At 28.1% G+C, this 22,417-nt stretch carries 28 protein-coding genes and 1 pseudogene; 7 read left to right on the top strand and 22 right to left on the bottom strand.

What is annotated here, in order from left to right:
• Positions 1 to 285: 285 nt before the first annotated feature.
• The 7 genes from L1S46_RS06695 to L1S46_RS06665 all read right to left on the bottom strand — a co-directional run bounded on the left by L1S46_RS06695 (position 286) and on the right by L1S46_RS06665 (position 4,782).
• On the bottom strand, positions 286 to 648 hold the full coding sequence (locus L1S46_RS06695) for a hypothetical protein (protein ID WP_238899583.1): 363 nt from the start codon (positions 646 to 648) through the stop codon (positions 286 to 288).
• A gap of 161 nt (positions 649 to 809) precedes the next feature.
• Positions 810 to 1,472: a hypothetical protein gene (locus tag L1S46_RS06690; protein ID WP_238899582.1), complete on the bottom strand. Its 663-nt coding sequence runs from the start codon at positions 1,470 to 1,472 to the stop codon at positions 810 to 812.
• A 404-nt stretch (positions 1,473 to 1,876) separates the two neighbouring features.
• Complete coding sequence (locus L1S46_RS06685; protein ID WP_238859567.1) at positions 1,877 to 2,329, bottom strand: hypothetical protein; 453 nt, start codon at positions 2,327 to 2,329, stop codon at positions 1,877 to 1,879.
• A 209-nt stretch (positions 2,330 to 2,538) separates the two neighbouring features.
• Positions 2,539 to 3,012, bottom strand: coding sequence for a hypothetical protein (locus tag L1S46_RS06680; protein WP_105412492.1), 474 nt, complete (start codon positions 3,010 to 3,012; stop codon positions 2,539 to 2,541).
• 184 nt (positions 3,013 to 3,196) lie between these two features.
• Positions 3,197 to 3,814 (bottom strand): hypothetical protein, encoded by a 618-nt coding sequence (locus L1S46_RS06675; RefSeq protein WP_238899581.1) that lies wholly within the window; start codon positions 3,812 to 3,814, stop codon positions 3,197 to 3,199.
• 261 nt (positions 3,815 to 4,075) lie between these two features.
• Entirely contained in the window at positions 4,076 to 4,441 is a 366-nt protein-coding gene (locus tag L1S46_RS06670; RefSeq protein WP_238859562.1) for a hypothetical protein, read from the bottom strand.
• Between the two features lie 197 nt (positions 4,442 to 4,638).
• Positions 4,639 to 4,782 (bottom strand): hypothetical protein, encoded by a 144-nt coding sequence (locus tag L1S46_RS06665; protein WP_238859560.1) that lies wholly within the window; start codon positions 4,780 to 4,782, stop codon positions 4,639 to 4,641.
• Positions 4,783 to 4,882: 100 nt separating this feature from the next.
• Between L1S46_RS06665 and L1S46_RS06660 the strand changes: the two genes are divergently transcribed.
• Both L1S46_RS06660 and L1S46_RS06655 read left to right on the top strand, forming a co-directional pair.
• Complete coding sequence (locus L1S46_RS06660) at positions 4,883 to 5,107, top strand: DUF1659 domain-containing protein (RefSeq protein WP_238899580.1); 225 nt, start codon at positions 4,883 to 4,885, stop codon at positions 5,105 to 5,107.
• A gap of 71 nt (positions 5,108 to 5,178) precedes the next feature.
• Positions 5,179 to 5,397, top strand: a complete 219-nt coding sequence (locus L1S46_RS06655) for a DUF2922 domain-containing protein (RefSeq protein ID WP_012059376.1) — start codon at positions 5,179 to 5,181, stop codon at positions 5,395 to 5,397.
• A 129-nt stretch (positions 5,398 to 5,526) separates the two neighbouring features.
• Here the strand turns inward: L1S46_RS06655 and L1S46_RS06650 are convergent, their stop codons facing one another.
• The 10 genes and pseudogenes from L1S46_RS06650 to L1S46_RS06605 all read right to left on the bottom strand — a co-directional run bounded on the left by L1S46_RS06650 (position 5,527) and on the right by L1S46_RS06605 (position 13,076).
• A complete protein-coding gene (locus tag L1S46_RS06650; protein ID WP_238859557.1) occupies positions 5,527 to 6,141 on the bottom strand; it encodes a hypothetical protein in 615 nt (204 codons plus the stop codon).
• A gap of 371 nt (positions 6,142 to 6,512) precedes the next feature.
• A pseudogene (locus tag L1S46_RS06645) lies at positions 6,513 to 7,077 on the bottom strand (nucleotide disphospho-sugar-binding domain-containing protein).
• Between the two features lie 393 nt (positions 7,078 to 7,470).
• A complete protein-coding gene (locus tag L1S46_RS06640) occupies positions 7,471 to 8,223 on the bottom strand; it encodes a phage antirepressor KilAC domain-containing protein (protein ID WP_238899579.1) in 753 nt (250 codons plus the stop codon).
• Positions 8,224 to 8,248: 25 nt separating this feature from the next.
• On the bottom strand, positions 8,249 to 8,491 hold the full coding sequence (locus tag L1S46_RS06635; protein WP_238859553.1) for an AbrB/MazE/SpoVT family DNA-binding domain-containing protein: 243 nt from the start codon (positions 8,489 to 8,491) through the stop codon (positions 8,249 to 8,251).
• A 79-nt stretch (positions 8,492 to 8,570) separates the two neighbouring features.
• Entirely contained in the window at positions 8,571 to 8,744 is a 174-nt protein-coding gene (locus L1S46_RS06630; RefSeq protein ID WP_238899578.1) for a hypothetical protein, read from the bottom strand.
• Between the two features lie 80 nt (positions 8,745 to 8,824).
• Complete coding sequence (locus tag L1S46_RS06625; protein WP_238899577.1) at positions 8,825 to 9,538, bottom strand: ATP-binding protein; 714 nt, start codon at positions 9,536 to 9,538, stop codon at positions 8,825 to 8,827.
• Entirely contained in the window at positions 9,501 to 10,490 is a 990-nt protein-coding gene (locus L1S46_RS06620; RefSeq protein WP_238899576.1) for a phage replisome organizer N-terminal domain-containing protein, read from the bottom strand. The genes L1S46_RS06625 and L1S46_RS06620 overlap by 38 nt, the downstream gene beginning before the upstream one ends.
• A gap of 257 nt (positions 10,491 to 10,747) precedes the next feature.
• Entirely contained in the window at positions 10,748 to 11,518 is a 771-nt protein-coding gene (locus L1S46_RS06615; protein ID WP_238899575.1) for a recombinase RecT, read from the bottom strand.
• Positions 11,519 to 11,577: 59 nt separating this feature from the next.
• Positions 11,578 to 12,492, bottom strand: a complete 915-nt coding sequence (locus L1S46_RS06610; protein WP_238899574.1) for a lambda-exonuclease family protein — start codon at positions 12,490 to 12,492, stop codon at positions 11,578 to 11,580.
• 371 nt (positions 12,493 to 12,863) lie between these two features.
• Positions 12,864 to 13,076, bottom strand: coding sequence for a hypothetical protein (locus tag L1S46_RS06605; protein ID WP_238899573.1), 213 nt, complete (start codon positions 13,074 to 13,076; stop codon positions 12,864 to 12,866).
• A gap of 217 nt (positions 13,077 to 13,293) precedes the next feature.
• On the opposite strand from L1S46_RS06605, the gene L1S46_RS06600 reads away from it, so the two are divergent.
• From L1S46_RS06600 to L1S46_RS06585, 4 genes are all read left to right on the top strand, one after another.
• The gene (locus L1S46_RS06600; RefSeq protein ID WP_168983039.1) at positions 13,294 to 13,764 is read left to right on the top strand and encodes a helix-turn-helix transcriptional regulator; all 471 of its coding nucleotides are present in this window, start codon (positions 13,294 to 13,296) and stop codon (positions 13,762 to 13,764) included.
• Between the two features lie 176 nt (positions 13,765 to 13,940).
• Positions 13,941 to 14,297, top strand: coding sequence for an ImmA/IrrE family metallo-endopeptidase (locus L1S46_RS06595; protein WP_238899572.1), 357 nt, complete (start codon positions 13,941 to 13,943; stop codon positions 14,295 to 14,297).
• A gap of 246 nt (positions 14,298 to 14,543) precedes the next feature.
• A complete protein-coding gene (locus L1S46_RS06590; RefSeq protein ID WP_238899571.1) occupies positions 14,544 to 14,831 on the top strand; it encodes a hypothetical protein in 288 nt (95 codons plus the stop codon).
• A gap of 25 nt (positions 14,832 to 14,856) precedes the next feature.
• A complete protein-coding gene (locus L1S46_RS06585; protein WP_105411050.1) occupies positions 14,857 to 15,051 on the top strand; it encodes a hypothetical protein in 195 nt (64 codons plus the stop codon).
• A 268-nt stretch (positions 15,052 to 15,319) separates the two neighbouring features.
• Here the strand turns inward: L1S46_RS06585 and L1S46_RS06580 are convergent, their stop codons facing one another.
• Genes L1S46_RS06580 through L1S46_RS06565 form a run of 4 tightly spaced genes read right to left on the bottom strand, consistent with a single transcriptional unit; the run spans position 15,320 to position 19,678 of the window.
• Complete coding sequence (locus L1S46_RS06580) at positions 15,320 to 16,159, bottom strand: N-acetylmuramoyl-L-alanine amidase (RefSeq protein ID WP_238899570.1); 840 nt, start codon at positions 16,157 to 16,159, stop codon at positions 15,320 to 15,322.
• Positions 16,160 to 17,779 (bottom strand): YARHG domain-containing protein, encoded by a 1,620-nt coding sequence (locus L1S46_RS06575; RefSeq protein WP_238899569.1) that lies wholly within the window; start codon positions 17,777 to 17,779, stop codon positions 16,160 to 16,162. It abuts the gene before it with no gap.
• 46 nt (positions 17,780 to 17,825) lie between these two features.
• A complete protein-coding gene (locus L1S46_RS06570) occupies positions 17,826 to 18,788 on the bottom strand; it encodes a zinc ribbon domain-containing protein (protein WP_238899568.1) in 963 nt (320 codons plus the stop codon).
• 35 nt (positions 18,789 to 18,823) lie between these two features.
• Complete coding sequence (locus L1S46_RS06565; RefSeq protein ID WP_238899567.1) at positions 18,824 to 19,678, bottom strand: zinc ribbon domain-containing protein; 855 nt, start codon at positions 19,676 to 19,678, stop codon at positions 18,824 to 18,826.
• A 678-nt stretch (positions 19,679 to 20,356) separates the two neighbouring features.
• On the opposite strand from L1S46_RS06565, the gene L1S46_RS06560 reads away from it, so the two are divergent.
• Positions 20,357 to 21,379 (top strand): IS1595 family transposase, encoded by a 1,023-nt coding sequence (locus tag L1S46_RS06560; protein ID WP_238899566.1) that lies wholly within the window; start codon positions 20,357 to 20,359, stop codon positions 21,377 to 21,379.
• A 64-nt stretch (positions 21,380 to 21,443) separates the two neighbouring features.
• Here L1S46_RS06560 and L1S46_RS06555 read toward each other — a convergent pair whose 3' ends face one another.
• Positions 21,444 to 21,848 carry a hypothetical protein gene (locus L1S46_RS06555; protein WP_238899565.1) on the bottom strand — a complete coding sequence of 135 codons (405 nt, stop codon included), beginning with the start codon at positions 21,846 to 21,848 and terminating at the stop codon, positions 21,444 to 21,446.
• Positions 21,849 to 22,417 lie beyond the last annotated feature (569 nt).

The following is a 22,417-nucleotide window of genomic DNA, read 5'->3' as shown; positions in this document are numbered from 1 at the left end:
ATTCTATAGATGTGTGATGCAATAATTTTTAACAAACTTATTAACGGTCTTGTCGGTTAAAAGTATGTTTTGCTATTAATTATTTGGGCTTTAACTAGTTTTCAGTATGTTCTTCTGAATTGTATTAATGTCTTGTTATATGAATAATTTGAAATTTCCTTAGTTTTTTAACAGCAAATATATATATTTTAGTACTAGTATGACATCTTATATTTTTGTTCAAAATAATTTTCATAAAATATTAATTTAATGAATTCTATATAATTACCCCAAATAAATAAATTATCAAAACTGATTAATTACATGTGGTGAAAGAAGCGGCAATCCAAAAAAGAAAAATAGAACTAAGCCACTTATAAATGTAATAGTATTTATAAAAATAAATCTTCTAGGATATACTGTACCTTTTGATTTTTTTTTATAATACAATATGAACATTAAAATAAAATATGCAACAACTGATAGAATACCTCTTATAATACCTTCATAGCTTGGATGCTGGAAAATAGGATCATTTGGGAAACTATACTTAAAAGTATATATCAGGTCAAATATAACTAATATCGAAAATCCGAAAATCCATGAAATTAATATGATAACTATATCAATAATTTTTACTAAAAACATTATATTCTTTGCCTTTCTCAAATTAATTTGTATTTATCATCTTTATAATTTAACTGTAACACAAACTTGAAATATCAAAATATTTATATTTTTAAAAACGAATGTTCACTAATTACTACGTTAATTATATTAATTGAATATGTTGTATTAAGATATTCTCATCTACATTACACCAAAAATAATTAATCTCTTGTTCCAATTTTACACATTTCACCGAACATATTTACTTCATAATCTTCATATTTCATTTCGCCCCAGATTGTATCTACGGGTTTAATATTATGAGTAGCAATTACTGTATCAGTAGATGATCTGTAATAAGCATAAGCAAAGTACTTGCTCTCAGTCCAAATAACTGTTTTATTATTTAAGTCTAATATGTAGCACTTATCTGATTCTGCTGGTTTACCACTTGCAACTGATATAAAGACAGTTGTATTATTATCAAATGGATATATATAAATATTTTCATTTGATCCAAAAGATTGAATATAGTCTTTGCTATTTTTATCTATAGGAACATTGCAATATAAATGCACATTTTTCTCATTTAGTTCAGTATTTACATATTCTAAGTCGTTTGAAATAAAATAACTATCATATTTAAAATTTTGTTCTTGTCCATTTATATAGCCGTCAGTATTATCTTCAATATTTTTATAATAATATTCTTTATTATCTAAATTTAAATTAAATCTCACAGATTTTAAATAATTCTCTTGTTGCATTTTTTTTAGTTGTTCCATTTTTATTTCTGAACGTTCATTCTCTATTATTGAATAAACATTTATCGCCAATATAAATGAAATAATTAAAATAAAAATTATTTTTACTATTTTTCTCATAAAATATCCCCCAAGCAATCCATATAATAGTTTTTTCACTTTATTATTGACTGTAATTTTGCTTCATTGTTGTATATTATAACATTATTTACTTTATTTCTATATTGCTCATCCATAAGAGTTTTAATGCTTTTATTTTTTACAAAAGTACCATGAATAACCATTATTAGCCTAATTAGAATAACTGTAGCATGTCCTATTATATGACTAAGAGAAAATTTTATATATTATAAACCTTATGATATTACTTAAGTACAAATGTGCACTTTATTAGAATGATGCGTTAAAAAATCGCAAATTCAATTTCTTGAATAATGCGATTTACAATTTATTATCTAAATTCTATTGATTCATAACTTAAGAAAATTGTGATTGACACTTTTAACAAGTTCATCAAAACTTATCTAAGGCTTGCTCATTTGTATTTGTTTAATAACAGGTTCTGATATCGAAACAATATCGATTATATGATTAAGGCAGACAATCCCATAATGTTTAAATGTACCAGGATAATCTTCTGAAGCAAACGTTCCAACCTTTATGAAATCTAAGTACCTTGATTTCCTGTAAATTCTAAATGACTTACCCTCAAATTCCTCATAATTATCCATGGATGTAAAACTCTCATTTAAAATCGAATATCCAATATATGATTCAAAATCAATTTGTATTAAGGGATTCGTATAATCATAATTAATTGAATGCACATTTTTAATAACTTTATTGCCAATATTTATTGATTGAGAAATAACATTTGTTTTACTCTTAATAAAAGTTAACCTAAGAAAATTTTCTTGTGGCTCATTTAAATTATTTAAATATATATTTTCTAAATTCATTAAATCTAAGTAGTTCAAAATATCACTTCCCTCATTATAACCTACTATTAAGAATTAATTATAGCACATCTTGTAAATACCACATTATTCAATTTTTAAAGAACATTATTTTATTTACTACTGCGCACTTTCTACATTTCAAGTAAATTATATTAATAATTAGAGATACATTGTATCAATAGCAATTTGAAATACATATAACTTACATACAAATTTTTAATCATCAATTATTCATACGGCTCATCTATAACCCAAGGAATTTCACAAAATAATTGAAGTTCAAAATACGATTCATAACCAGAAAGATTTCGCAAACTTGGATACAATTCTTTTGTAAAATAAAACTCTACCTCATCAGTTAACGTACTTGTCTTAAATACCTTCTTTCCATTTTCTGAAGCATTTTCAGCATTATCAGGTTTTTCTAATATGTTACCACTAATTAAATAATTTACATCATATAGGAATATATTATCAGCAACTTTATCCAGCTTATAAGCGCATATAGGTGTTTCTGGAACAATAAATAAGCTCTCTAAAAAATCTATAAAAACTTTAGGCAAATGCCTTATTCCATAATAATAATTTCTACAATCTGAACAACATTCACGTAAACCATCTCTATATAACTGTGAATAATAATTTTTAGTTTTTTCCTTATCAATTTCTATTTTCCAACCTTCAAAAATAATACTCTTCAACTCATCACCTTCAGCAAATAATTTACAATAACTACTATGTTAATATCGCTATTTCAAACTTATGGTTTCTTTTAGTCAAGCTTAAAATTCTCCTCCTCTACAAATTAAATTAAATCATTTTATATTAAAATCCCATAATGATTTATATCAGTTCATCAATTAGCTACATGTCATTCAGATTATATTACACAAGGTTTAAAGAAAACCATTTTTCAAATTGCTGTACCATCAAATCAGTATATGTTCTTGAATGTTTACTGATATGATTATATAAAGGCCCTTTAGAGAATTTAATCAAATCATTTTTAACTAATTTTAGTTTTTCGATTAAAATATCCCTATCACACTCAACAAAGTAAATCTCACTTGACTGTTTTACCTTAAAATCATCAGACCATATACGAATGTTGTTTCCAACATACTCAAAGCAGGGATATGGATCGTGTCCTAACCATGGTGATGATTTATCAATAGCTGCAGCTAATACTTCATTCCAACTTTCCAAACCGCAACAACAGCTTGGAAATATATTCCTATTTTCTCCAACAAATAACATTCCTCCTGCTATTACTATTTCATCTTCCGCTAAAACTTCTTTCATAACTAATTCTGTACCCTGCTCAATGTTAATATTATTATAGCCTAATAATTCAATTAAAAATAATTCCACATCGTTTTCTGATGAATCCTCATCTAAAACAACAAATTCTCTCCTCTGGATCTTGTCATCAATCCAACTTGGAGCCTTATAATATGGATTTTGAACTATAGCTTTAACCTCTAACAATTTACAACTATTCATCTATTTCACCTTCATATGCATAACAGCTTATTCCATTCCTTTATTCATATTTTAATTCATCCTAACAACATATTTTCAAAATATCATACTGCTCAATTCTCAAAGAACAAGTTGTTTTTGTCCACCTCAATCCCAAATTCGTGGTATTGGCATAATTAATATCTGAGCAATAAGTTAAATTATTGCTCTTTCCATATCCATTTTAGAATATACACACATTATCTATTATATTAAGCTTCACACTTTTTAAATTTGGATTGATTATAGCAACCCAAATCTTATTATATCTTCAAGTTTATTAATTGCAATTTCTTCCTCATTGGTAAGCACATAATTTTTATTAATCATTGTATTAATTAACAACTTACTCTCTATACTCTGTTTTAATATTTCCTCTAACGTTAAAAATGCTTCTCCTAAAGTAATATCACCATTTTCTATATTTTTAGAAAAAATTGCTTCTTTAACAACTGAATTATTTAATTTAGAATAATACCTAATTGTATAAATTGGCTTCAAATATTCCCTGTCTTCGTCATTAAAATTAGTCGCTATATCTACTGCATACTGCTTTATATTATGAATTTCATCGTTATCTTTTCTACTATTAAATAATCCAAATAACATAATTATTCCACCTCTTTATATCATTAAATTCATGCCGCGAACTTCTCATTATAAACATTGTAAGAATATAGGCTTATCATTATCTATAATACTATATAACCCATTATAATCTAATTATTGCATACATGGAATAATTATCTAATTCACCAAAAAATAAATATGATAACATTCGTTTATACTACCACATTATAGATTTCTTAAATATTTTCTTTATCACAAACATTATTAACCTTTATCTTATCTAATTCTTCACTAAGAATCATGTATTTTTTTGTAAGACTTAAAACTCTTAATACATAAATGATTGTTGTTACTAATAGAATTACACATTCCTCTAACATCCATAGTGCTAAATTTATAAATAATTTTCATCTACTTATGTAATAACTGAAATTTATCCATATATCCTTTATGAAAACAAAGTAAAGGAGGTAATGAAACATGGCTGTAACTAAAACTATTGACTCTGTTTCTCTTAGCATTGAGGTTCAAAAAGGTCTAGACAAGGCTGGGGATCCAATTTATACCAAGAAAACTTTCTCAGGTATTAAAACAGATGCTACACCTGAAAATGTCTATGCTATTGCAGATGCAATTAAAGGTGTTTTAGAAGCTAACACTAGAGATTGCTTTATTAATGAATCTTCTAGTTTAGCAAATGCTTAGGATCACTTTTTTAGGAAACTCTACTCACATTCGTTCACTTAAGTAAATTTTAAAGATTGGGGGGAAATTAAATGGAATATACTTTAGCTATGACTTTTTTAACTTCTGCTGGTGAAAAAAGCACTTTAAGTGTTTCTGGTGTTAAAACTACTCTTACAAAAGATGAAGTTAACGCACTTATGGACACTATAATTTCAAAAAATGTTTTTAAAACTAAGGCTGGCGATCTAGTTAAGAAATCCGGTGCTCAGGTTACTCAAAGACAAGTTACTAAATATGAAGTAGCTTAGTTTTAGGTAAAATTATAGAAGCTTCCCATTCTTTGATATGGAGAGCTTCTATTTTTTATTTAGTATGTTGATTTTACCTTGTAACCTGAATCACTTACTAGTAACCCATATACATTTTCCTTATTTGTTCTAACCTATCTGTTGTAATTTACTCATCCACCAATCTTTATCAAAATATATAGGCCTAACTGGAATCATAACAATATATTCATTGTTTGCTTCTATAATTTTGGATGTTCCTGTATATACTAAATCTATATACAAATTAAATGGCTTAACTTTCCTTTGAACTTTATTTTCAAATTCACTAATATATTCATTAATTTTTTCATTGCCAAATCCTTCAAAATAGGAAAGAGCATTCCTGCCTCCACCAACCATTTCCCACCATTCTATAAAAGGTCGCCATGCATTTTTACAACATTCCCTTAATTCATAGTATGGAAAATCTGAATAGTCAGGTGGATTAAACATATTATCCCAATGGTCAAATCTTTGTTTTGAAATAACCTTTTCCCCTCTACCTTTAATCATATTATTAAACCATTCGCTCCATTGTTCTTTTAACAAAGGTAATTGTTTATGACATTTGTTACTAAAATACTTTGAAGGCCATAACCTATTTTCACCTTCTATATTATCAATATCTATTAATCCATATAGGCAACCAGTAAAAAGAGCAAAGTTTAATGCCATATCACTAGATACTACTATCTTCCATGATTCAGTTCCTTCTTTATACATATTATAATTCTCCTTAACTATACTAGCTCATCACGTCTTACCATTATAAATCAATTATAACATATATTGTTTATTTCTCTTTGACCTTAGTATTAAATTTAAATTATACTAATTACAAAAAATGGACTTTTTGCGATTTATATTATCGCTTTGTTATTTTCTTATAATTAATGTATAGAATATTAAAATCGTGTCAATAGTTAAAATACGTTTCCTATTCTTAATAAACATAGAGATAGCTAATCATTATTCTCCTAATATTTTTCGCTATCTCTATTTTTTTTGTAAAGAATAAAAGACAGACTAAGTATTTTTACCTAATCTACCTTTATTGCAACTTTTATTTTTTAATGCATTAGTTTTAATAAATCTTATTGATTTATCTTATCTCGTTTTAATTTAAAAATTTCTTCAACTGCTTTTTTATAACCACCAGATTCTTTAAAAGAATCACTTATTTTTCTCATATTTTCAAGATAACTTGAATCAGTTAAAACTTTCTCAACAGATTTTCTTAAAATTTCTGGATTAATATTATCCTTATCAAGAGAAATAGTTGCACCTAACTCTTCAGCTCTTTTTGCCATATATGGTTGATCTGCACCTATAGGTATTGCTACAAAAGGCACATTGTTATACAATAAGTCACTAGTACTATTCATCCCAGCATGAGTTATTGCTACATCAGTATACTTTAAAACCTCTGATTGGTTTATCTGGCCCCATATCATTAGAAGTCTTATGTTTTCTTTTAAAAAGGCTCAGTTCCACTCTATAACTTTTAAATTTGGCACCTGTTTTTTCAATTTTTTCTTTAAAGTCTTCTGAGCAGAAATATGTAATTTCTTCTCCTTGTTTTACTAATTCATTTACTAATCCCAATGTAGGATTTATATGACCATGCGCAGGTATACTTAAAAAAAGTACCTTTGACATAAATCAACTTCACTTCCATTCTTTATATTTACAATTACATATTCTCATAATACTCATATTAATTAAATAGCATTTTCTCTAAACGTCCAAATCCACACATTAAATGTAAATTCCTCGGTATTAAGTTTAGATTTTCTAACCAGAATATATTAATTAATATATTCTGCATTTTTTCCCATGCATATTATTTTTTTTGCATGAATAAGCAAAAATTATTATCACCTTTCATATTTATCTTTTAATATAAAAAGCAGTAGTTAAAGACCTCCTAACTACTACTTTTAAAATTTAAAATATGATTTATATTAATAAATTCCATGGTGCTTTATATTAAATATACGTAAATATCTAGCCTTTATATTTGCATATCCTAAAATAAGGAGAATGAGTTTATTACTCCCCAATTTTTCTTCTTATAAACTCTATTCCCTTTTGAAATACCATTGTCTTAATGTTTATCTTTGTTTCACCACTAGGTACTGTGTATTTTTGCTCTAATACTCTAAAATACCCTAAGTCTACAAACTGTTGATAAGGAATATTGTTTTTATCCAAAACTTTCTTTTCTCTTAAGAGTGAGAATAAATTATTTCTTCCCATTCCTCTTATAGCAAGAACCTTTGCAACATGTCCCACTTCAATGCTATCTTTAGATCCTGCAACATCGTCATAAAATTGTCCTTTAGGCTCTAATAGCTTTACCTTATTTTCAGCTTCAAGCCTTGCTTTTCTCTCTTCTTTTAACTTAGTAGCTGCAGCAATAAGTAAATCTGGATTATCTAATAATTCATCTGTATCATACATTCCTGTTTTCCGTATGCTAGGCAATACCTCATCAAAAATCCATGCTTCAAATTTCTCTGCTCCAGGTAATTCTGATTTTGCTGCTAACCTGTAAATATCCCCTTCAGGAATGACGCTCATTTCTATATTTTGAATAACATCTGTTCCGTCTCTCCTCTTTCCAGTAGCTACCCCTATGTCGTGTTTCACGACACCCTTGCAATGCCTTAAAATTGCATCTCTTGGGTTTTTATATCCCAAAGCTTTTGCTATATCAATCCCAACAGCATAATCTTTATTATTAATTTTTACCCATCTTATTTCTCCAAATCTTTCATCCTTAAAAATTCGTAAACTCTCCATTTTTGTTTATCCCCTTTTTATAGATTTAACCTTGACCTAACGCCTTTTTGCACTCATCACATACAAGTGCATCTCTAAACTTTGAAATACCTTTATCATTTCCACAAAAGATGCAGCCTTTACTGTATTTCCTAACAACTACCTCATTATCAACCTTAATTATTTCCATAGAATCTCCATCATTAATGCCTAGTACCTTTCTTATTTCTTTTGGTATTACAATCCTTCCAAGTGGATCAAGCTTTCTCACTATTCCTGATGCTTTCATTTTTACATTCTCCTCTACAAAATTATTTTCTTTTATATGATTAAATTACTTCTTGTATATCTCGAATTTTATATATTTATTAAGCCATCATAACCACAATATATTGCGATGATTTCTTGCCTTGAATTACTGTCTTTTCTTCTAATATTCTTATTTTCTTTTCTAGAATTAGATTTTCATAGCCGAGCTTAATATTCTCTCCGGTAAGCTTTATATTTTCATTAATAATTTCCTCAATAGCTTTTTTATCCATATCCTAAACACTCCTTAAATTTTCTTAATTTCTAGTCAAAATTTCGACCTATTTAACCCAATAATTGCTGCGTATTGAATTTATCTCAATCTAAAGTTATTGTGTATGTCTTTCTCAATTTCCACCACATAATCCTTACTCATCTCATAAATTCTTGAGCCAACAGCTTCATCAAAATTCAGTAATCTTTCAATGCTGAATTCACTGCTGACTATGATTGGCAGAAAGTTTAAATATCTATAATTAATGATTTCAAAGACTATGTTTATATCACTTTCATTGATTTTACCCTTAAAGAGATCATCAATAAGTAAAACCTCACATAGCTTATATTTTGAGATGGCCTTAACGTAATATTCTTGGTCAAGGATATTTTGTTTAATCTTAGTAATTACATCTCTATAAGGCATGTACACAACTTTAATCTTCTGCTTTAACAAATTTAATCCAATGGCAACGCTGAGATGAGTTTTGCCACTGCCTACCTGGCCACAAAGTAGAATGCTATTTCTTCTGCCATTTCTAATTTCATCAAAATCAGTGCAGTAAGCTACTGATGTATCCTTTGCTCTTTCTGATGCTCTATTCCACACTTTATAATTAGCAAAAGTATGCTTTGTCATTTCAACATTAATTCCTGAATGCTTCCATTCATTTTTTACCTTCTCAATTTCTCTACACTCACAGCTAACTGCAAGTGGCTGCCTATTTTCTTGTGGAATAAGTACCCACCCAGTATCACAGCATTTATCACACTTATATGAGGCTTTTTTCAGCTTTTTTTCGCTGCTCATATGTAAGGCTTCGTGGTTCCTTTGGTTTGAATCCTGCAAATTTGTTTTTATCTGGGTTACTATTCTTTCCATAGCTTCTATTGACATTTTTCTCTACCTCCTTGTCATCTGGATATCCTTCTCTTCTCCAATTTTTCAATATGCCATCAATGTAGGTCATATTAGGTTTATTAGCTTTTAATGCTATATCTATAGCCATCTTTACATATTCTTGACCATGCACCCCTATAGCTAACTTAAGTGCGCCTAAATTAAGAACATTAGGTATTCCAGCCATTAGTTCACAATACTTAGCTAATTCAATAGATTTAGAATTTATATCCCCTTCTTTCTTTATCTCTCTATCTTTATTATTCTCATTCTTAATCTTGTTCTTATTCTCTCTCTTATTCTGCACCGTTACAGTAACGTTACTTTTATCATCTGTAATGTTACACATATCATTTGTAACTTCAATGCTATATTCTTTACTTTCAGCACAGCCATATTCTTTACTTTCAGCCCAGCTATTTTCTTCAATTTCAACACTAGTTTCTTCACTTTCATTAACTATAGCTTCAATTTGTTTTTTCTTTTCTCTATGGTTTTGAACTCTTTTTCTATTTTGATCTCTAACTCTGTCCATTCCCTCAACATTTTGATGTCTCTCCCAATTCACTATTCTGATTACATTATTTTCAGCTATCTCAATCATTTGAAAATCTGATAATACTTTAAGTGCAAGTCTTATAGAAGCTAGAGGCCTTGAGAATATTGTAGATAACATTTCATCAGTATATGGGATATTCTCATTTAGATATATAAGTCCATTAGCATTAGTTTTACCCGCTTGTATAAGTAATCTTATCCATAAATAATGAATAGTATCTCTCTCTGGCATTGCATCCACTAATTTCATCTTTTCATCATCATGCATGTTAGTAGATAATTTAATCCATTTAATATCTGACATGTTTCTCACACTCCTCTAAAAGAAATAGTCTAAATTTTTTAATTCCATCCTTAAGGGTATTGATTCCATGGAAATACACACATCTATCTGATGTCTAGCCGTTCTAATACTCCCATATATTCTGATTGGAGCTACGAACGGCACGACCCCAGATAAGTTCAACTAAATTCATCTTAAATATAAAATTTAACATGAAAATTTTCACTTTATATATACTCTAAGTATTTTCAAGTCCAAACTGTAATCCTCTCAATAATTTAATTTCCATTAATAAATTTATCTGTATTAATATCTTCTAAATAAGCCCTTTGCATTTCAGCACTTAACCTACCCCATTTTGAAAGCATATTTCTCATTACCGTTCTTTTAGCCATAGCTTTATAATCATTATTCCATCTTGGATCTCCCTTAAAGGAATTATTCTTAAATGTATCCATATTATCTTTGCTCCAATAAACATATTTTCTAAATCCATTTACCATCTCAAAATATCCTGCATACCCTATAACTGCATCTGACTTTTTAGCTGAAACATCTATATCAAATTTTTCAGTTAATGGATTCCATGATTTTAGCTGCCCTTCATAAACCTCAATTACATTTATAGCTTTATACTCACCTGTTCTAAGTAACAGTTGAATATATCCCTTATATCCAAGCTGAAAATTTGCTTTCTTTTTATAAGTAATAATCCAGACATGCTCCAAATTTTTATCGATAGATAAATCTAAGGAAGCTGCAATCATACATGCATCAATTATTGATCTAGGCTCACATTCAATAAGCAGAGAACCCAAATCTGTGCTTTGGTGTGAATCGTTTACTCCTAAGGCATTAGTAATAGGAGTTTCCTTAACTAAACTTATTATTGAATTTATATACTCCAAAGCTTTATCTTTTAAAACTTCTGTAAACTTTGACTTTACATCATCACTATTTATTAAATTTTTAAATATAGTTTCTTGAACATTTACTGTGCTTTGCTCTTTTTCAATTAATTGATTTTTTAAACTGCTATTAGTTGCCATAAACACAACACCCTCTCTTTATTTAGATGAATAATTAGTTTAATATGTTTTATCATTAACTAACTAGAAATCTCCTTAATTTCAAATCTTCTGCTCTTAGACTGTTTGCAAACTTCTTTATAAATCTCAGGATATTTTTCTTTTAAAACCCTACTATCTATCCTGTTTGAAGTTACTCCCTTCCAAATTACTTGGAACTTTTCCACTATTCCTTTTTCAGCATTTCCAAGCTGATTTTTTAGATTGTTTTCTATAACTTTAAGAGATTCATCTAGAATCTTCATTTGATTTTTTATGTTTAAATACTCATTTATCTTGTCCTTATACTCTTCCTTCAAGTTAACTTCTAACGTCTTATCTATACTTTTAAAAGTCTTGCTTAAATATTTACTAGCTGCTTCACTTCCATCAAGCTTTGGTGGAATTCTTTTTTGAACATGATTAATCCAAAAATCTTTTTCAGCTTCAACTATCATAGAAATTAATTCTTCATCACGTTTAATCTCTTTATACACAAACCTTTGTCCACCTATTAATGCCGCTATATAACAAGTATCAGCACCCAAAACCTCCATATAATGCTGACATTGAAGTATGTGGCTAGGTGGAATTTCTTCACCATCCCATTCCTTTGCTTTAAAGGCATTCACCGTTGTACATTCCAGCAGTGAATTTTCGCCAACAATTCTTCTGTCAATATTGCCCATCATAAATTCATGAGTCTTATGAAGTAACTGCCTTTTATCCTTCCTTACCTTCTTACCACTCCTTATTGAAAATTCTCTAGCTACAACTTCCTCTAAGGTATTCCCAAAGTAAGATGATTCACCAGACTCCTTCACTTCTCTAATTTCTTCTGTCTTGTCCACATAAACTTCAAAAGGACTTTTCCACCTGTTAACTCCCATAATAGCTCCACCATCAGAACCTCCAATTCCCTTTTGCCTTTCCTTAAGCCATTGTAATTTATCCATTTCCTTCACCTCTCAATGAAACATTCTAAATTAAAACTAATTTCCACTAAAATCATCAAGTCTAATGATTTTATTTTTATCTACATGTTTAAAAATTTGAAAACTATACATAACTATAATTAGTTATCTGTTCGTTCCACGCAACACTTAGCTTAAAAAATTAAACACCTTGTGAAGAAGCAGCTATGCTGCAAATAAGATCATTTTCACTTTTAAAAAAAGTGCGTAGCACAACCAAGAACAATTCACCTTAAAAAAGCCGCTATACTGTAACTAAGATCAATTCACCTATGAAAAGATGCATAGCACAATAACAACTTTTCATCAAAATTAACGTCATCTTATCTTTAATAATTAATAGTTATAAGCTGTTAACTTAAAGATATATACTTTCTGTAATTAATTTTTTTATCATCGCAATACTTAATTATATTTGTAACAACCTTTATTCCTGCTTTACCATTGCCATTTGCTATTCTCCATATGGTACTTGGTGCTAAATCAAGATTGCGAGCACATTTATTGAAGTTTCCATCAAACTGCTCATCAACAAATTTTTTAACTGATTCTTTGGTTGTATTCATATATTAGCCTCCTATTCTCCTTGCGCAATATTCCTTACACGCAATATTATAATCCTACTGTTTCTTAAGCGCAACACTTTTTTTACTATTTTTTTACTTATCATTGCATTTACGCAATAAATTATTTAAAATTAATATAATATATGTACGCACATCCGTTCGTTAGATGTTAATAATAAATTTAGACTCTCACTTATCACTTAAAGGAGTTGATTATATGTTTAATGCCGAATTACTTAGTAGTTTAATAAAAGAAGCACAAGGTGATATTTCTTTAAACAACTTTGCTAGTCAATGCAAAATAAGCTCTAGCACGTTATCAAGAATTATAAACAATAAAAATTCTTGCCCACCAGCGCCTAGCACATTACAAAAAATTGCTTCTGTTGCACACAATGGTGTCACTTATGCTGACCTTATGGCCGCTGCTGGTTATATAAATGATGGCGAAACACCTGTAGAAATTCCAGATGCAGCTAATACTGTTTTATCTAAAAAAGATGAAAGAGACATTGCAAAAAGAATTGAAGCATTAAAAGAAGATTTACTAAATGGTGAAGGGCTTATGCTTTCAGGAAATCCTATGTCACCTGAAGCTATTGAAAGTTTAATAGAAGCCTTATCTTCTGGAATACGTCAAGCAAAGATTGCAAACAAAAAATATACACCTAATAAATATAAGAAATAGGAACTTTCATAAAACATAGATAAGAATGAGAACTTTTCATCTAAGATATTGGTTAAATTATAGATATTCCTATGCATATATAACTTTAGAATTATTACAAAGCAGGTACAGAATGCGTTTTAAGCCTTCTGTATTTGTACTACTTTACTATGGTAACTATTACGGGGGTGGCTTTTTTGCATTTTATTGAGGGATTATTTTCAAAATTAGTTAAAAAATATAACACTACAGATGTTTATGAATTATGTAAATTAGAAAAAATAACATATAGAGAACTAGATCTTCATCCTGAAATAAACGGGATTTATCAATATGTAATGAGAAATAGAATTATAACAATAAACCAAAATCTTAGTCCTGAGTGTAAGAGAATAACATGTGAGCACGAATTAGGACATGCTATCCTTCATAAAAAATATAACTGCACTTATCTAAAAACAAAGACCTTCTTCAATGTTAATAAATTTGAAAAAGAAGCTGATATATTTTCTCATCTTTATTTGAAATTCCATTTATATCTAAAGATATATTAATAGGAAAAACATTAGATGAAGTTGCTTGTGAATTAAATGTATCTAAATATCTATTAGAACTTAGAATAAGTATTTGTAATTTTGATTGAGAATTTAAATATACAAGTTACTCACTTCAGCAAAACTTCTTATATTAAGCCCATTGCATTTTTACTATAATTACATTTTCCCCCACTAATTAATCATACAATACTGCATATAATTTCCTTTATTATGCTCATATTATATAAGGTAGGTGTTCATTTCATGGTAGGAAGAATTCGTAAATCTTCTTCTGGACTCAATATTTTTGACTTATTTGATGATGAATTATATATAAATAAAATCATACAACTTCTTAAGGGAAAGTATGAAATTAAATTATCAGATTTCTGTGGAAATCCTATCTTTGAAGAATCTCAAGATATTATTATAAACAATATAAAAATTAATATCTCTTGGGATCGTATGGCTGGCTGCTCAATCATGGCTTTAGATTTAGGTGGAAATGAACTTATCGAAGAAATAGCAGATTATTTAAATACTCATTATTAATAATATTATTTGCAAGGAGATTAACATGGAAAATACAGAAGAATATTGCAATCGAATTATTCAAGAAATGATTAAATCCTATGAAGATACTGGAAACAAAGATGGTGTTAGTAAACTGTGTAGGGAAGCATATTCTTTATACAGAAATAATGAATTGCCTAGTGAATATTATGGCAAAATATATTATACAGCCATGGAAATAGGTCACTATAAATACTAATTTAAGCTTTTCCCTAACCAGTATAACTTCAAGACATCTACGATAAAAATGAGGTAACAAAATAAAAGTAGCTATTTAAGGATTCCACGGGAAGAAGATGTGAAAATCCAAATGGAAAGGTAGATCAAATATTTAATATAGTTACAATTAACTTCTCAAAATATTGCATGCATAAATTTATTTTATATAAAAAGAAAATATATAAATGTTTCGTGGAATTTTCTTAATCCTCAAAAACATTTATATATTTTCAATTAAGTTTCTAAATTTAATTTGAATGCAATGATTCTAATATACCCTTGCTAAGTCCTTCTGCCAGTTTTTCTTGGTAACTGTCTTCATTCAAAAGCTGATCCTCTTTTTCATTAGACATAAATCCCATTTCAACTAGTACCACAGGAACTTTTGACCAATTAAATCCAGTTAAATCTGATCTCTCAACTACACCTCTATCAGGCATTCCTACGGTAGAAACTAAATCTTGCAGTATTGTTTTACCATATACTTTACTTATTGCACTAATATCTTTTGCATATCCTATTGGAGCTGGAATTAACATAGATGTTCCCCTAACACTTTGAGAATCCGCAGAATCACAGTGTATTCTTATAGCTAAATCAGCATTGTTATTATTTCCAACCTCTGCCCTTTCAATATTGCCTGGGCTTTCAGAATCTTGTGTTTTTGTCATTATAACTGTAACATTATGTTGTTCTAACAAAGTTTTTAATTTTTTAGATACACTCATAGCAACAATATATTCTGGCGTTTTTGTAGAAATTCCTTCCGCTCCACCTGGATCTTTTATTTTCATTACATCAGAATCTGGAGACTGTTTCTCCATTCCCTTATTTCCATTAGAAGAATGTCCTGGATCAATGACTACTATTTTTTTATTTACAACCGTTTGCTCTTCCACATTATTTGAGGAATCATTATCTTCTTTTGGTGCATCACTATTATCCACTGTTTTATTTTCAGTTTCTATAGCATCACTTTTTTCAACTTCTTGGGTATTATTAACTTCCTTTTTCTCTATATTTGAATTACATCCAGACAAAGTTATAAATATTAAAATTGATAAAACTCCTGATAAAATTTTATTCATCTATTTCTTTTGCTCCCATGCTTGTAATACTTTATAATTAGCTATTTCATATTCATTTAAAGTAGAATCACTTCCATCGTAATTTGGATTTGGAACATACCAGCTTTTTGATGAAAAATATTTTTTATATTCATCATTAGTAAATACATATCCATGACGTGCAAATATTTCATTTCTTGCAAGCCCAAGTTGATCCTTCGTTAAATTCTTCAGATCATCTTCCATTAAATATGTCTTATCGCTATCTTTTAAAATATAGTCATTTGAAGATTTTGAACTCTGGGTAGCTTTTTCTCCCCCACCTGCATTTACTTCTGTCGGAGTTCTTCCATCTTCATATACTTTGTACCATTTCGTATTATCCTTGTTATTTGATGTCACCAAGCTTGTACTATTTGATACAATTTCATATATTCCGTCATTATCTACATCATCAGGCTTTGTATCTTTGTTCCCCAATACAGTTCCCTTTAATTGCAGTTTTTCATTATCAACTCCAAAAACACTTGTACCTGAATTGCTTGAATTATTTGAATAGCCGATAAATACTCCTTTTTTATTATCAGCATAATTATATGTTCCCTGCATTGTTTGATTCCATGCATGATCCATTGTAAAGCTGTCAACTAATTTATATTGCCCATTTTTTATTTTATATAAATTTAATTTATATCCTGAATTATATGAGTATTTTCCATTTCCTTTTAATTCTATTATTTCATCAAAAGGATCATCATCAAAGTTATCAAAACATATTTGCCTATCTTCCATAAGTAAGGCTTTTGTATTTGCAAGAGGAGTATTAGTTATTTTTGAAATTACATTTAACATAATATCTTCATAATTTTTATTATCTTTAAAGTTTCCCCCAAGTTTATCTATTTCACTAAACTCGGCTACTGCATCTTGGTATTTTCCATCTTTGTAAAGCTTGTCTATTTTTTTATCCTTTATACCTATTGCAATACTTTGATAGTCTCCTTGTGATATCATGCTTGATACCTGATTTAAATCTTCTTCTGCTAATTCAACATCATTCTTAGCAATTTCTACAATACTAGCTTTTAATAAGTCTTTAGTAGTATTAGATTTTAATACCTTTGCAGCCTTAACAGCATATTGAAATTTTTCATTAGCACTTATTGATGTATCATTAGCTTTCATTATGTAGTATTCCCCTTCTATTCTATTGAAGAATACAGCTATGCAAATTGCTACTATTAATATAACCGCTGCTGCGATTTTAGGTGCCATTCCAGAAAAAAATGGTTTTCTACTTCTCTTATGTCCATTTTTTGATGAATTGTTACCTGTATCATTGTTATGCTCAAATTTTTCGTATTCAGTTGCTCTAGTATTAATATGCATGGTTCTTTCTTTCTCAACATTTTCATTTTTCTGCAATGATTCATTAACAGGTATAGTAATAGATTCAGTTATATTTTCCTTAGAAAAATCTATAGTATTATTTACATTATTATTTATTTTTTTTGATAAATCAATTTCACTTTTATTTATATCTTCATTATCTATATCTAAGTTTTTAATTGGATTTCCACATTTTTTGCAAAACTTAACGTTTGGTTCAATTGGATTTCCACATTTAGTACAAAATTTCATTTTCTCACCTCTCTATTGTTACGTGTTAATTATTATTTAAAGTATATTAAGGATTTGTTTTGCTACTAATTTGCACTACATCTTTTATAGAATATACTTTAAAATCTGAAGCAGTTGATCTAACCACATAAGTATCTCTAAAATCAGTATATGATGAAGTTTTATTTTTCCCATATGATATATAATATTTTTCATATACAGTTACTTGATATTCAGAATTACTTATTTTTTTTATATCTTCTATCTTATGACTTACTAGTTCCTCTTCTATTTGCTGTTCTGAATAATTTTTAATAAGTGAAGTAAACTCACTTATTAAACCTCCACTTAAATCTATTGATCCTTTAATATAGTCAATATTCTTTGAGTTAATCATTCTTATATATGCACTTTCATAATCTTCTATTGAGTTTTTGACCTTTATCTCATTATTATCGTATGTGTTAACCGAATTAGAAGAATTAGATTTTTTATCCACTGTTTGCTTTTTTTCTGGTGGTGTATAACTATACTCTGATGTAACTTCATCATTATCTAATGTACAAGCTATTTTAATATTTTTTTCACTACTCGTAGATTCGTCTGAAGTCTTGTATGATATCGTATATTCATTATCATTTACTCCATCAGATAATTTTAAATCTTTCTGAAATGCATCATTTTCTTTTATTGTAATATTTTTAACATTGATCTTATTTTCATAATTATTAATTTTTATTGAAGCTGTTACTTCAGGGTACTTATCAATATCTACGTTTAATATTTCCATATTTTTAGTTGCATTATCTTTATGAGATGCATTTTGTTTAATATATGTTACCCCTACTGATACTGAAAATATCAATATTAATATTAATATTGCGCTAATTAATGCAATTTTTAAGCCAATCTTTCTTTTTTTATTGACTATATTATTAGGTGCATTATTGGAATTAATACGCTCTCCACACTTTGGACAAAATTTTATATTATCACTTACTTCATTTCCACATTTTTTACAATATTTCATAAACTAACTCCTTGAATTATTTATATACTTAATTCTTAAATGATATTTTTAAAAGAACTAAATATATTAATTGTTGATATCAACGATGATTCTATTTGACTTGTAATAAATAATGCTAATATAGCAGAACATGAAATGAATAATATTATCATTATTATAAATACCTTATCATTTTTTTCTTCGCTAATTTGTTTTATTCCGCTATACAAAGTAATAAATGATAATATATACCCTGATCCAATTATAAGTAATCCAAAAATAATGCTAACTAACGTAACTATACTTGCTAATGCCATTGAAATTACTAATGGTATGTATGATGAAGTTGATATAAATAATATATCTGTTGGTTTTATCTTACTCTTCAATACTATTGCATTTAATATTGCTAATATTATAGCTGTCAAAATAATTATTACAAATACTTGAATAAAGCCATTTATAAATATATCCTTATTGTCAATAAATGCATTAATTTTATTTTTAGCATCCAATATTTCATTAGACATCATAAGTTGTTGTGATGCTTTCAAAGCTTCTTGCTCTGATATTATTTTTGCACTTGCTAAAATCGTAGGTAACTTTTTTACCATACTGAATATTGAATTAATAATAGCTGAAACATATAAAATATTTAATAATCCCTGAATAATAGGTAGTCCTAAAAGTAAAACAATTGATGATTTTAATAACTCTTCATCTTTTAACTCACTAAAAAAAGATACTGGTTTAATAAAGTAATTTTTAAATACTTTTATTATTCCACTATCAATTGGTTTAGCTGTTGTGAATGTTTCTTTTCGCATATCATTTTCAAATTGTTGGCATCCACAAGATCCACAAAACCTATCTCCATCTAAAATTTCACTTCCACAATTTTTACAAAACATTATTACCCCTCCGTTTGCATATCTGCTAATACATAATTAGTTATGCACTAAAAACAAACTATGCCATTTACTATATTTATAATATCGATACTAAGTAATTATAGCACCCCACATAATGGCACTGCAAACATTAATTGTATACCTTTATTCATCATATCCAATTTTCTATACTTTTTTGAATAAAATTTGCCACATCATGTTTATCTTGCCAATTTATTCTTGCTTCAATTTCAAATACTTCCCACACATCTATTTTTATTGTGTCCTTTTCATTCTGCTATTTATTTTAATTTATAGTAAAACCTTTTTAATCCATATACTCAACTTCCAATCCTAAAATATTTAGGCACTATATAGCTTGTAATAAAAATCCAATTCACTTAAATATCAATTTAAATTTATAAGCACTTTAGAAATAATAAAAACCACCATTTCTATTATAAAATTGTTTTGCAAACTCAATTTATAAAAGAAGTGAGTTTAATAGTATCATCTTCAAGTAAAATATTTCTTGGGAGCACATGGCTGATAAGCGACATACTATCAGATGACTTTATTGAGTTTACCAGCTCTGGAAGTGAATATCATTCTAAAAACTAGGCTCTTTTCGTAAATATTATGGGTCATTATTCTCTGTGGTATAATAGACCTATTAAATTTATGGGGAGAGTATTTTTCATGGATATAAATACCTTATTTGATGAATTTCAAAAGTTATCACCAGTGGTTCAAAATATGTTTTTCACCTTGATATATCCTCTTGTTAAGAACAGTTCTGATAGAGTTAATGATTATATAGAAACCATTAGAGAAACACGTTTTTCAAAGGGTACGTTTTGTCCTCATTGTAAAAGTGAACATATTATTGGTCATGGAAAATATCGTAGCCGACAACGTTATAAATGTAAAGATTGTGTCAAAACCTTTAATGATGTATCTTGTAGTCCAATGGCAGGAACACATTATCCTCAAAAATGGGCTAAATATTTTCAATTTATATCAGATGGAACAACTCTGCCCAAAATCGCAAAGGCTCTTAATATAAGTATTTCAACAGCATTTTATTGGAGACATAAAGTGCTTAATTCTTTACGTTCAATGGATATAGAACAATTGTCTGGTATCATTGAGTCAGATGAAACCTTCTTCATAGAGTCATTTAAAGGGAAAAACCAATGTAAAACTCGCAAACCCAACAAAAGAGGTGGTAAATCTAAATTTAGAGGCATAAGCCATGAACAGGTTTGTATTTTAGTTGCTATGGATAGAAATGGTCACATAATTAGTAGAAATGCTGGTATGGGGCGTATTACTGCTACACAAATAGATAATGTCATAGGCAATTATATTGCCCCTAATGCTTTATTAATAAGTGACTCGGCAAAGAATTATTTATCATTTGCAAAAATGAATGGTTTAGAGCATAAGCAAGTAAATGCTTCTAAAAAACAATATGTAATCGAAAAATTATATCATGTGCAACATGTTAATGAATATCATAAAAGGCTTGGAAAGTGGATTAATCTTCACTTTAATGGTGTATCAACTAAATATATGGATAATTATTTATTTTGGCATAGATTTCTTGAACCAGATAAATCACTTGATAAAGTTGAGTTGAAGAAAACTTTACTGACAAACGTACTCGCAATGAATAAATCAATAATTATTAAGGATTTACGCCCTATTAATGTATTATAGTGAAAAATATAACAATATTTAAAAGAGAGTTATTTAAGCACCCCCTTTGACTATTGAATATTATTTAATTTCCTGCATTTTCAATTATTAGTTTAGCCATTTCTGTTGCTAAATCTGAAGCGTTTTCATTGTCCCTTACATAAGTTACAGTTTTGCCATTAGTGGTTACAAGAGAGATTATTTCTTTATTGCCTTCTTTTCTAACCTTAAAAGATTTTATATCTTTTCTATCAAATTTTTCTGTGAGGTAGATGTCTACCTGACCAGTTAAATCGTACCCAATATCATCTATGTATAGATGATTATTTGTAAGTGTAAACATAAATTCCTTAGTACCACTGCCACCTTTACCTTCTAATACAAAAATATTTAATATAATATTTATAATTGTGTTTCTCCTGGCTTCCTTATCTCCTTTACGAGCCTTAAATGATACCATTGAATATTCATTATCTAATAGTTTTGCCATAATCTATTCCTCCTAATTGTAAATATAATGTATATAACCTTATTTGTTTTAAGTTTATATAATTATAGTTATAAATGTCAAATATTATTATATTAGAATTGAGCATTTTGAAAACAGAAAATGATTATTTGCTCAAAATCTAATTTTATATTTGCCCACAATATTTACGAAAAGAGCGAAAAACTAATCTCAATATGAATATCACAAACTCTTTCCGCGAATAATAAATAAAAAGTAAGGTGGTGATATAAAATGGGATCTTCTCAATACAATAGAAATAAGAATGATAAGAGCAATGTTGATAAGATGAAAGGCAAGAATAATCGTGATAAAGGCAACAATCAAGTTGGCTCAACAGATAATGGAAAATAATCTATTTTACTTAAATATATTATAACTAAGTTAACAGCAAATATATAATTAAAAAACGCAGCCTACATCAATACTCAGTAGGCTGTGTTTTTTCATATTATTTTTTATATAAATTTTTAAGTTCAAATTTTAAAATACTAATAAAATAAAAGTAGAAATTCACCAAAAAATCTAAATTCTACTTATAATTTAGACCA

It is taken from the genome of Clostridium sp. YIM B02500 (assembly GCF_022324665.1).
Classification (GTDB): domain Bacteria; phylum Bacillota; class Clostridia; order Clostridiales; family Clostridiaceae; genus Clostridium; species Clostridium beijerinckii.
Note: the sequence above shows the minus strand (reverse complement) of the source record. Positions and strands in the feature narration are given on the sequence as shown.

What these genes read in the sequence shown, in the direction of transcription:
- L1S46_RS06690 (WP_238899582.1), bottom strand. Translation starts at nt 1,472, where the DNA reads ATGAGAAAAATAGTAAAAATAATTTTTATTTTAATTATTTCATTTATA.
- L1S46_RS06675 (WP_238899581.1), bottom strand. Translation starts at nt 3,814, where the DNA reads ATGAATAGTTGTAAATTGTTAGAGGTTAAAGCTATAGTTCAAAATCCA.
- L1S46_RS06670 (WP_238859562.1), bottom strand. Translation starts at nt 4,441, where the DNA reads ATGTTATTTGGATTATTTAATAGTAGAAAAGATAACGATGAAATTCAT.
- L1S46_RS06665 (WP_238859560.1), bottom strand. Translation starts at nt 4,782, where the DNA reads ATGTTAGAGGAATGTGTAATTCTATTAGTAACAACAATCATTTATGTA.
- L1S46_RS06660 (WP_238899580.1), top strand. Translation starts at nt 4,883, where the DNA reads ATGGCTGTAACTAAAACTATTGACTCTGTTTCTCTTAGCATTGAGGTT.
- L1S46_RS06655 (WP_012059376.1), top strand. Translation starts at nt 5,179, where the DNA reads ATGGAATATACTTTAGCTATGACTTTTTTAACTTCTGCTGGTGAAAAA.
- L1S46_RS06650 (WP_238859557.1), bottom strand. Translation starts at nt 6,141, where the DNA reads ATGTATAAAGAAGGAACTGAATCATGGAAGATAGTAGTATCTAGTGAT.
- L1S46_RS06640 (WP_238899579.1), bottom strand. Translation starts at nt 8,223, where the DNA reads ATGGAGAGTTTACGAATTTTTAAGGATGAAAGATTTGGAGAAATAAGA.
- L1S46_RS06635 (WP_238859553.1), bottom strand. Translation starts at nt 8,491, where the DNA reads ATGAAAGCATCAGGAATAGTGAGAAAGCTTGATCCACTTGGAAGGATT.
- L1S46_RS06630 (WP_238899578.1), bottom strand. Translation starts at nt 8,744, where the DNA reads ATGGATAAAAAAGCTATTGAGGAAATTATTAATGAAAATATAAAGCTT.
- L1S46_RS06625 (WP_238899577.1), bottom strand. Translation starts at nt 9,538, where the DNA reads ATGAGCAGCGAAAAAAAGCTGAAAAAAGCCTCATATAAGTGTGATAAA.
- L1S46_RS06620 (WP_238899576.1), bottom strand. Translation starts at nt 10,490, where the DNA reads ATGTCAGATATTAAATGGATTAAATTATCTACTAACATGCATGATGAT.
- L1S46_RS06615 (WP_238899575.1), bottom strand. Translation starts at nt 11,518, where the DNA reads ATGGCAACTAATAGCAGTTTAAAAAATCAATTAATTGAAAAAGAGCAA.
- L1S46_RS06610 (WP_238899574.1), bottom strand. Translation starts at nt 12,492, where the DNA reads ATGGATAAATTACAATGGCTTAAGGAAAGGCAAAAGGGAATTGGAGGT.
- L1S46_RS06605 (WP_238899573.1), bottom strand. Translation starts at nt 13,076, where the DNA reads ATGAATACAACCAAAGAATCAGTTAAAAAATTTGTTGATGAGCAGTTT.
- L1S46_RS06600 (WP_168983039.1), top strand. Translation starts at nt 13,294, where the DNA reads ATGTTTAATGCCGAATTACTTAGTAGTTTAATAAAAGAAGCACAAGGT.
- L1S46_RS06590 (WP_238899571.1), top strand. Translation starts at nt 14,544, where the DNA reads ATGGTAGGAAGAATTCGTAAATCTTCTTCTGGACTCAATATTTTTGAC.
- L1S46_RS06585 (WP_105411050.1), top strand. Translation starts at nt 14,857, where the DNA reads ATGGAAAATACAGAAGAATATTGCAATCGAATTATTCAAGAAATGATT.
- L1S46_RS06580 (WP_238899570.1), bottom strand. Translation starts at nt 16,159, where the DNA reads ATGAATAAAATTTTATCAGGAGTTTTATCAATTTTAATATTTATAACT.
- L1S46_RS06575 (WP_238899569.1), bottom strand. Translation starts at nt 17,779, where the DNA reads ATGAAATTTTGTACTAAATGTGGAAATCCAATTGAACCAAACGTTAAG.
- L1S46_RS06570 (WP_238899568.1), bottom strand. Translation starts at nt 18,788, where the DNA reads ATGAAATATTGTAAAAAATGTGGAAATGAAGTAAGTGATAATATAAAA.
- L1S46_RS06565 (WP_238899567.1), bottom strand. Translation starts at nt 19,678, where the DNA reads ATGTTTTGTAAAAATTGTGGAAGTGAAATTTTAGATGGAGATAGGTTT.
- L1S46_RS06560 (WP_238899566.1), top strand. Translation starts at nt 20,357, where the DNA reads ATGGATATAAATACCTTATTTGATGAATTTCAAAAGTTATCACCAGTG.
- L1S46_RS06555 (WP_238899565.1), bottom strand. Translation starts at nt 21,848, where the DNA reads ATGGCAAAACTATTAGATAATGAATATTCAATGGTATCATTTAAGGCT.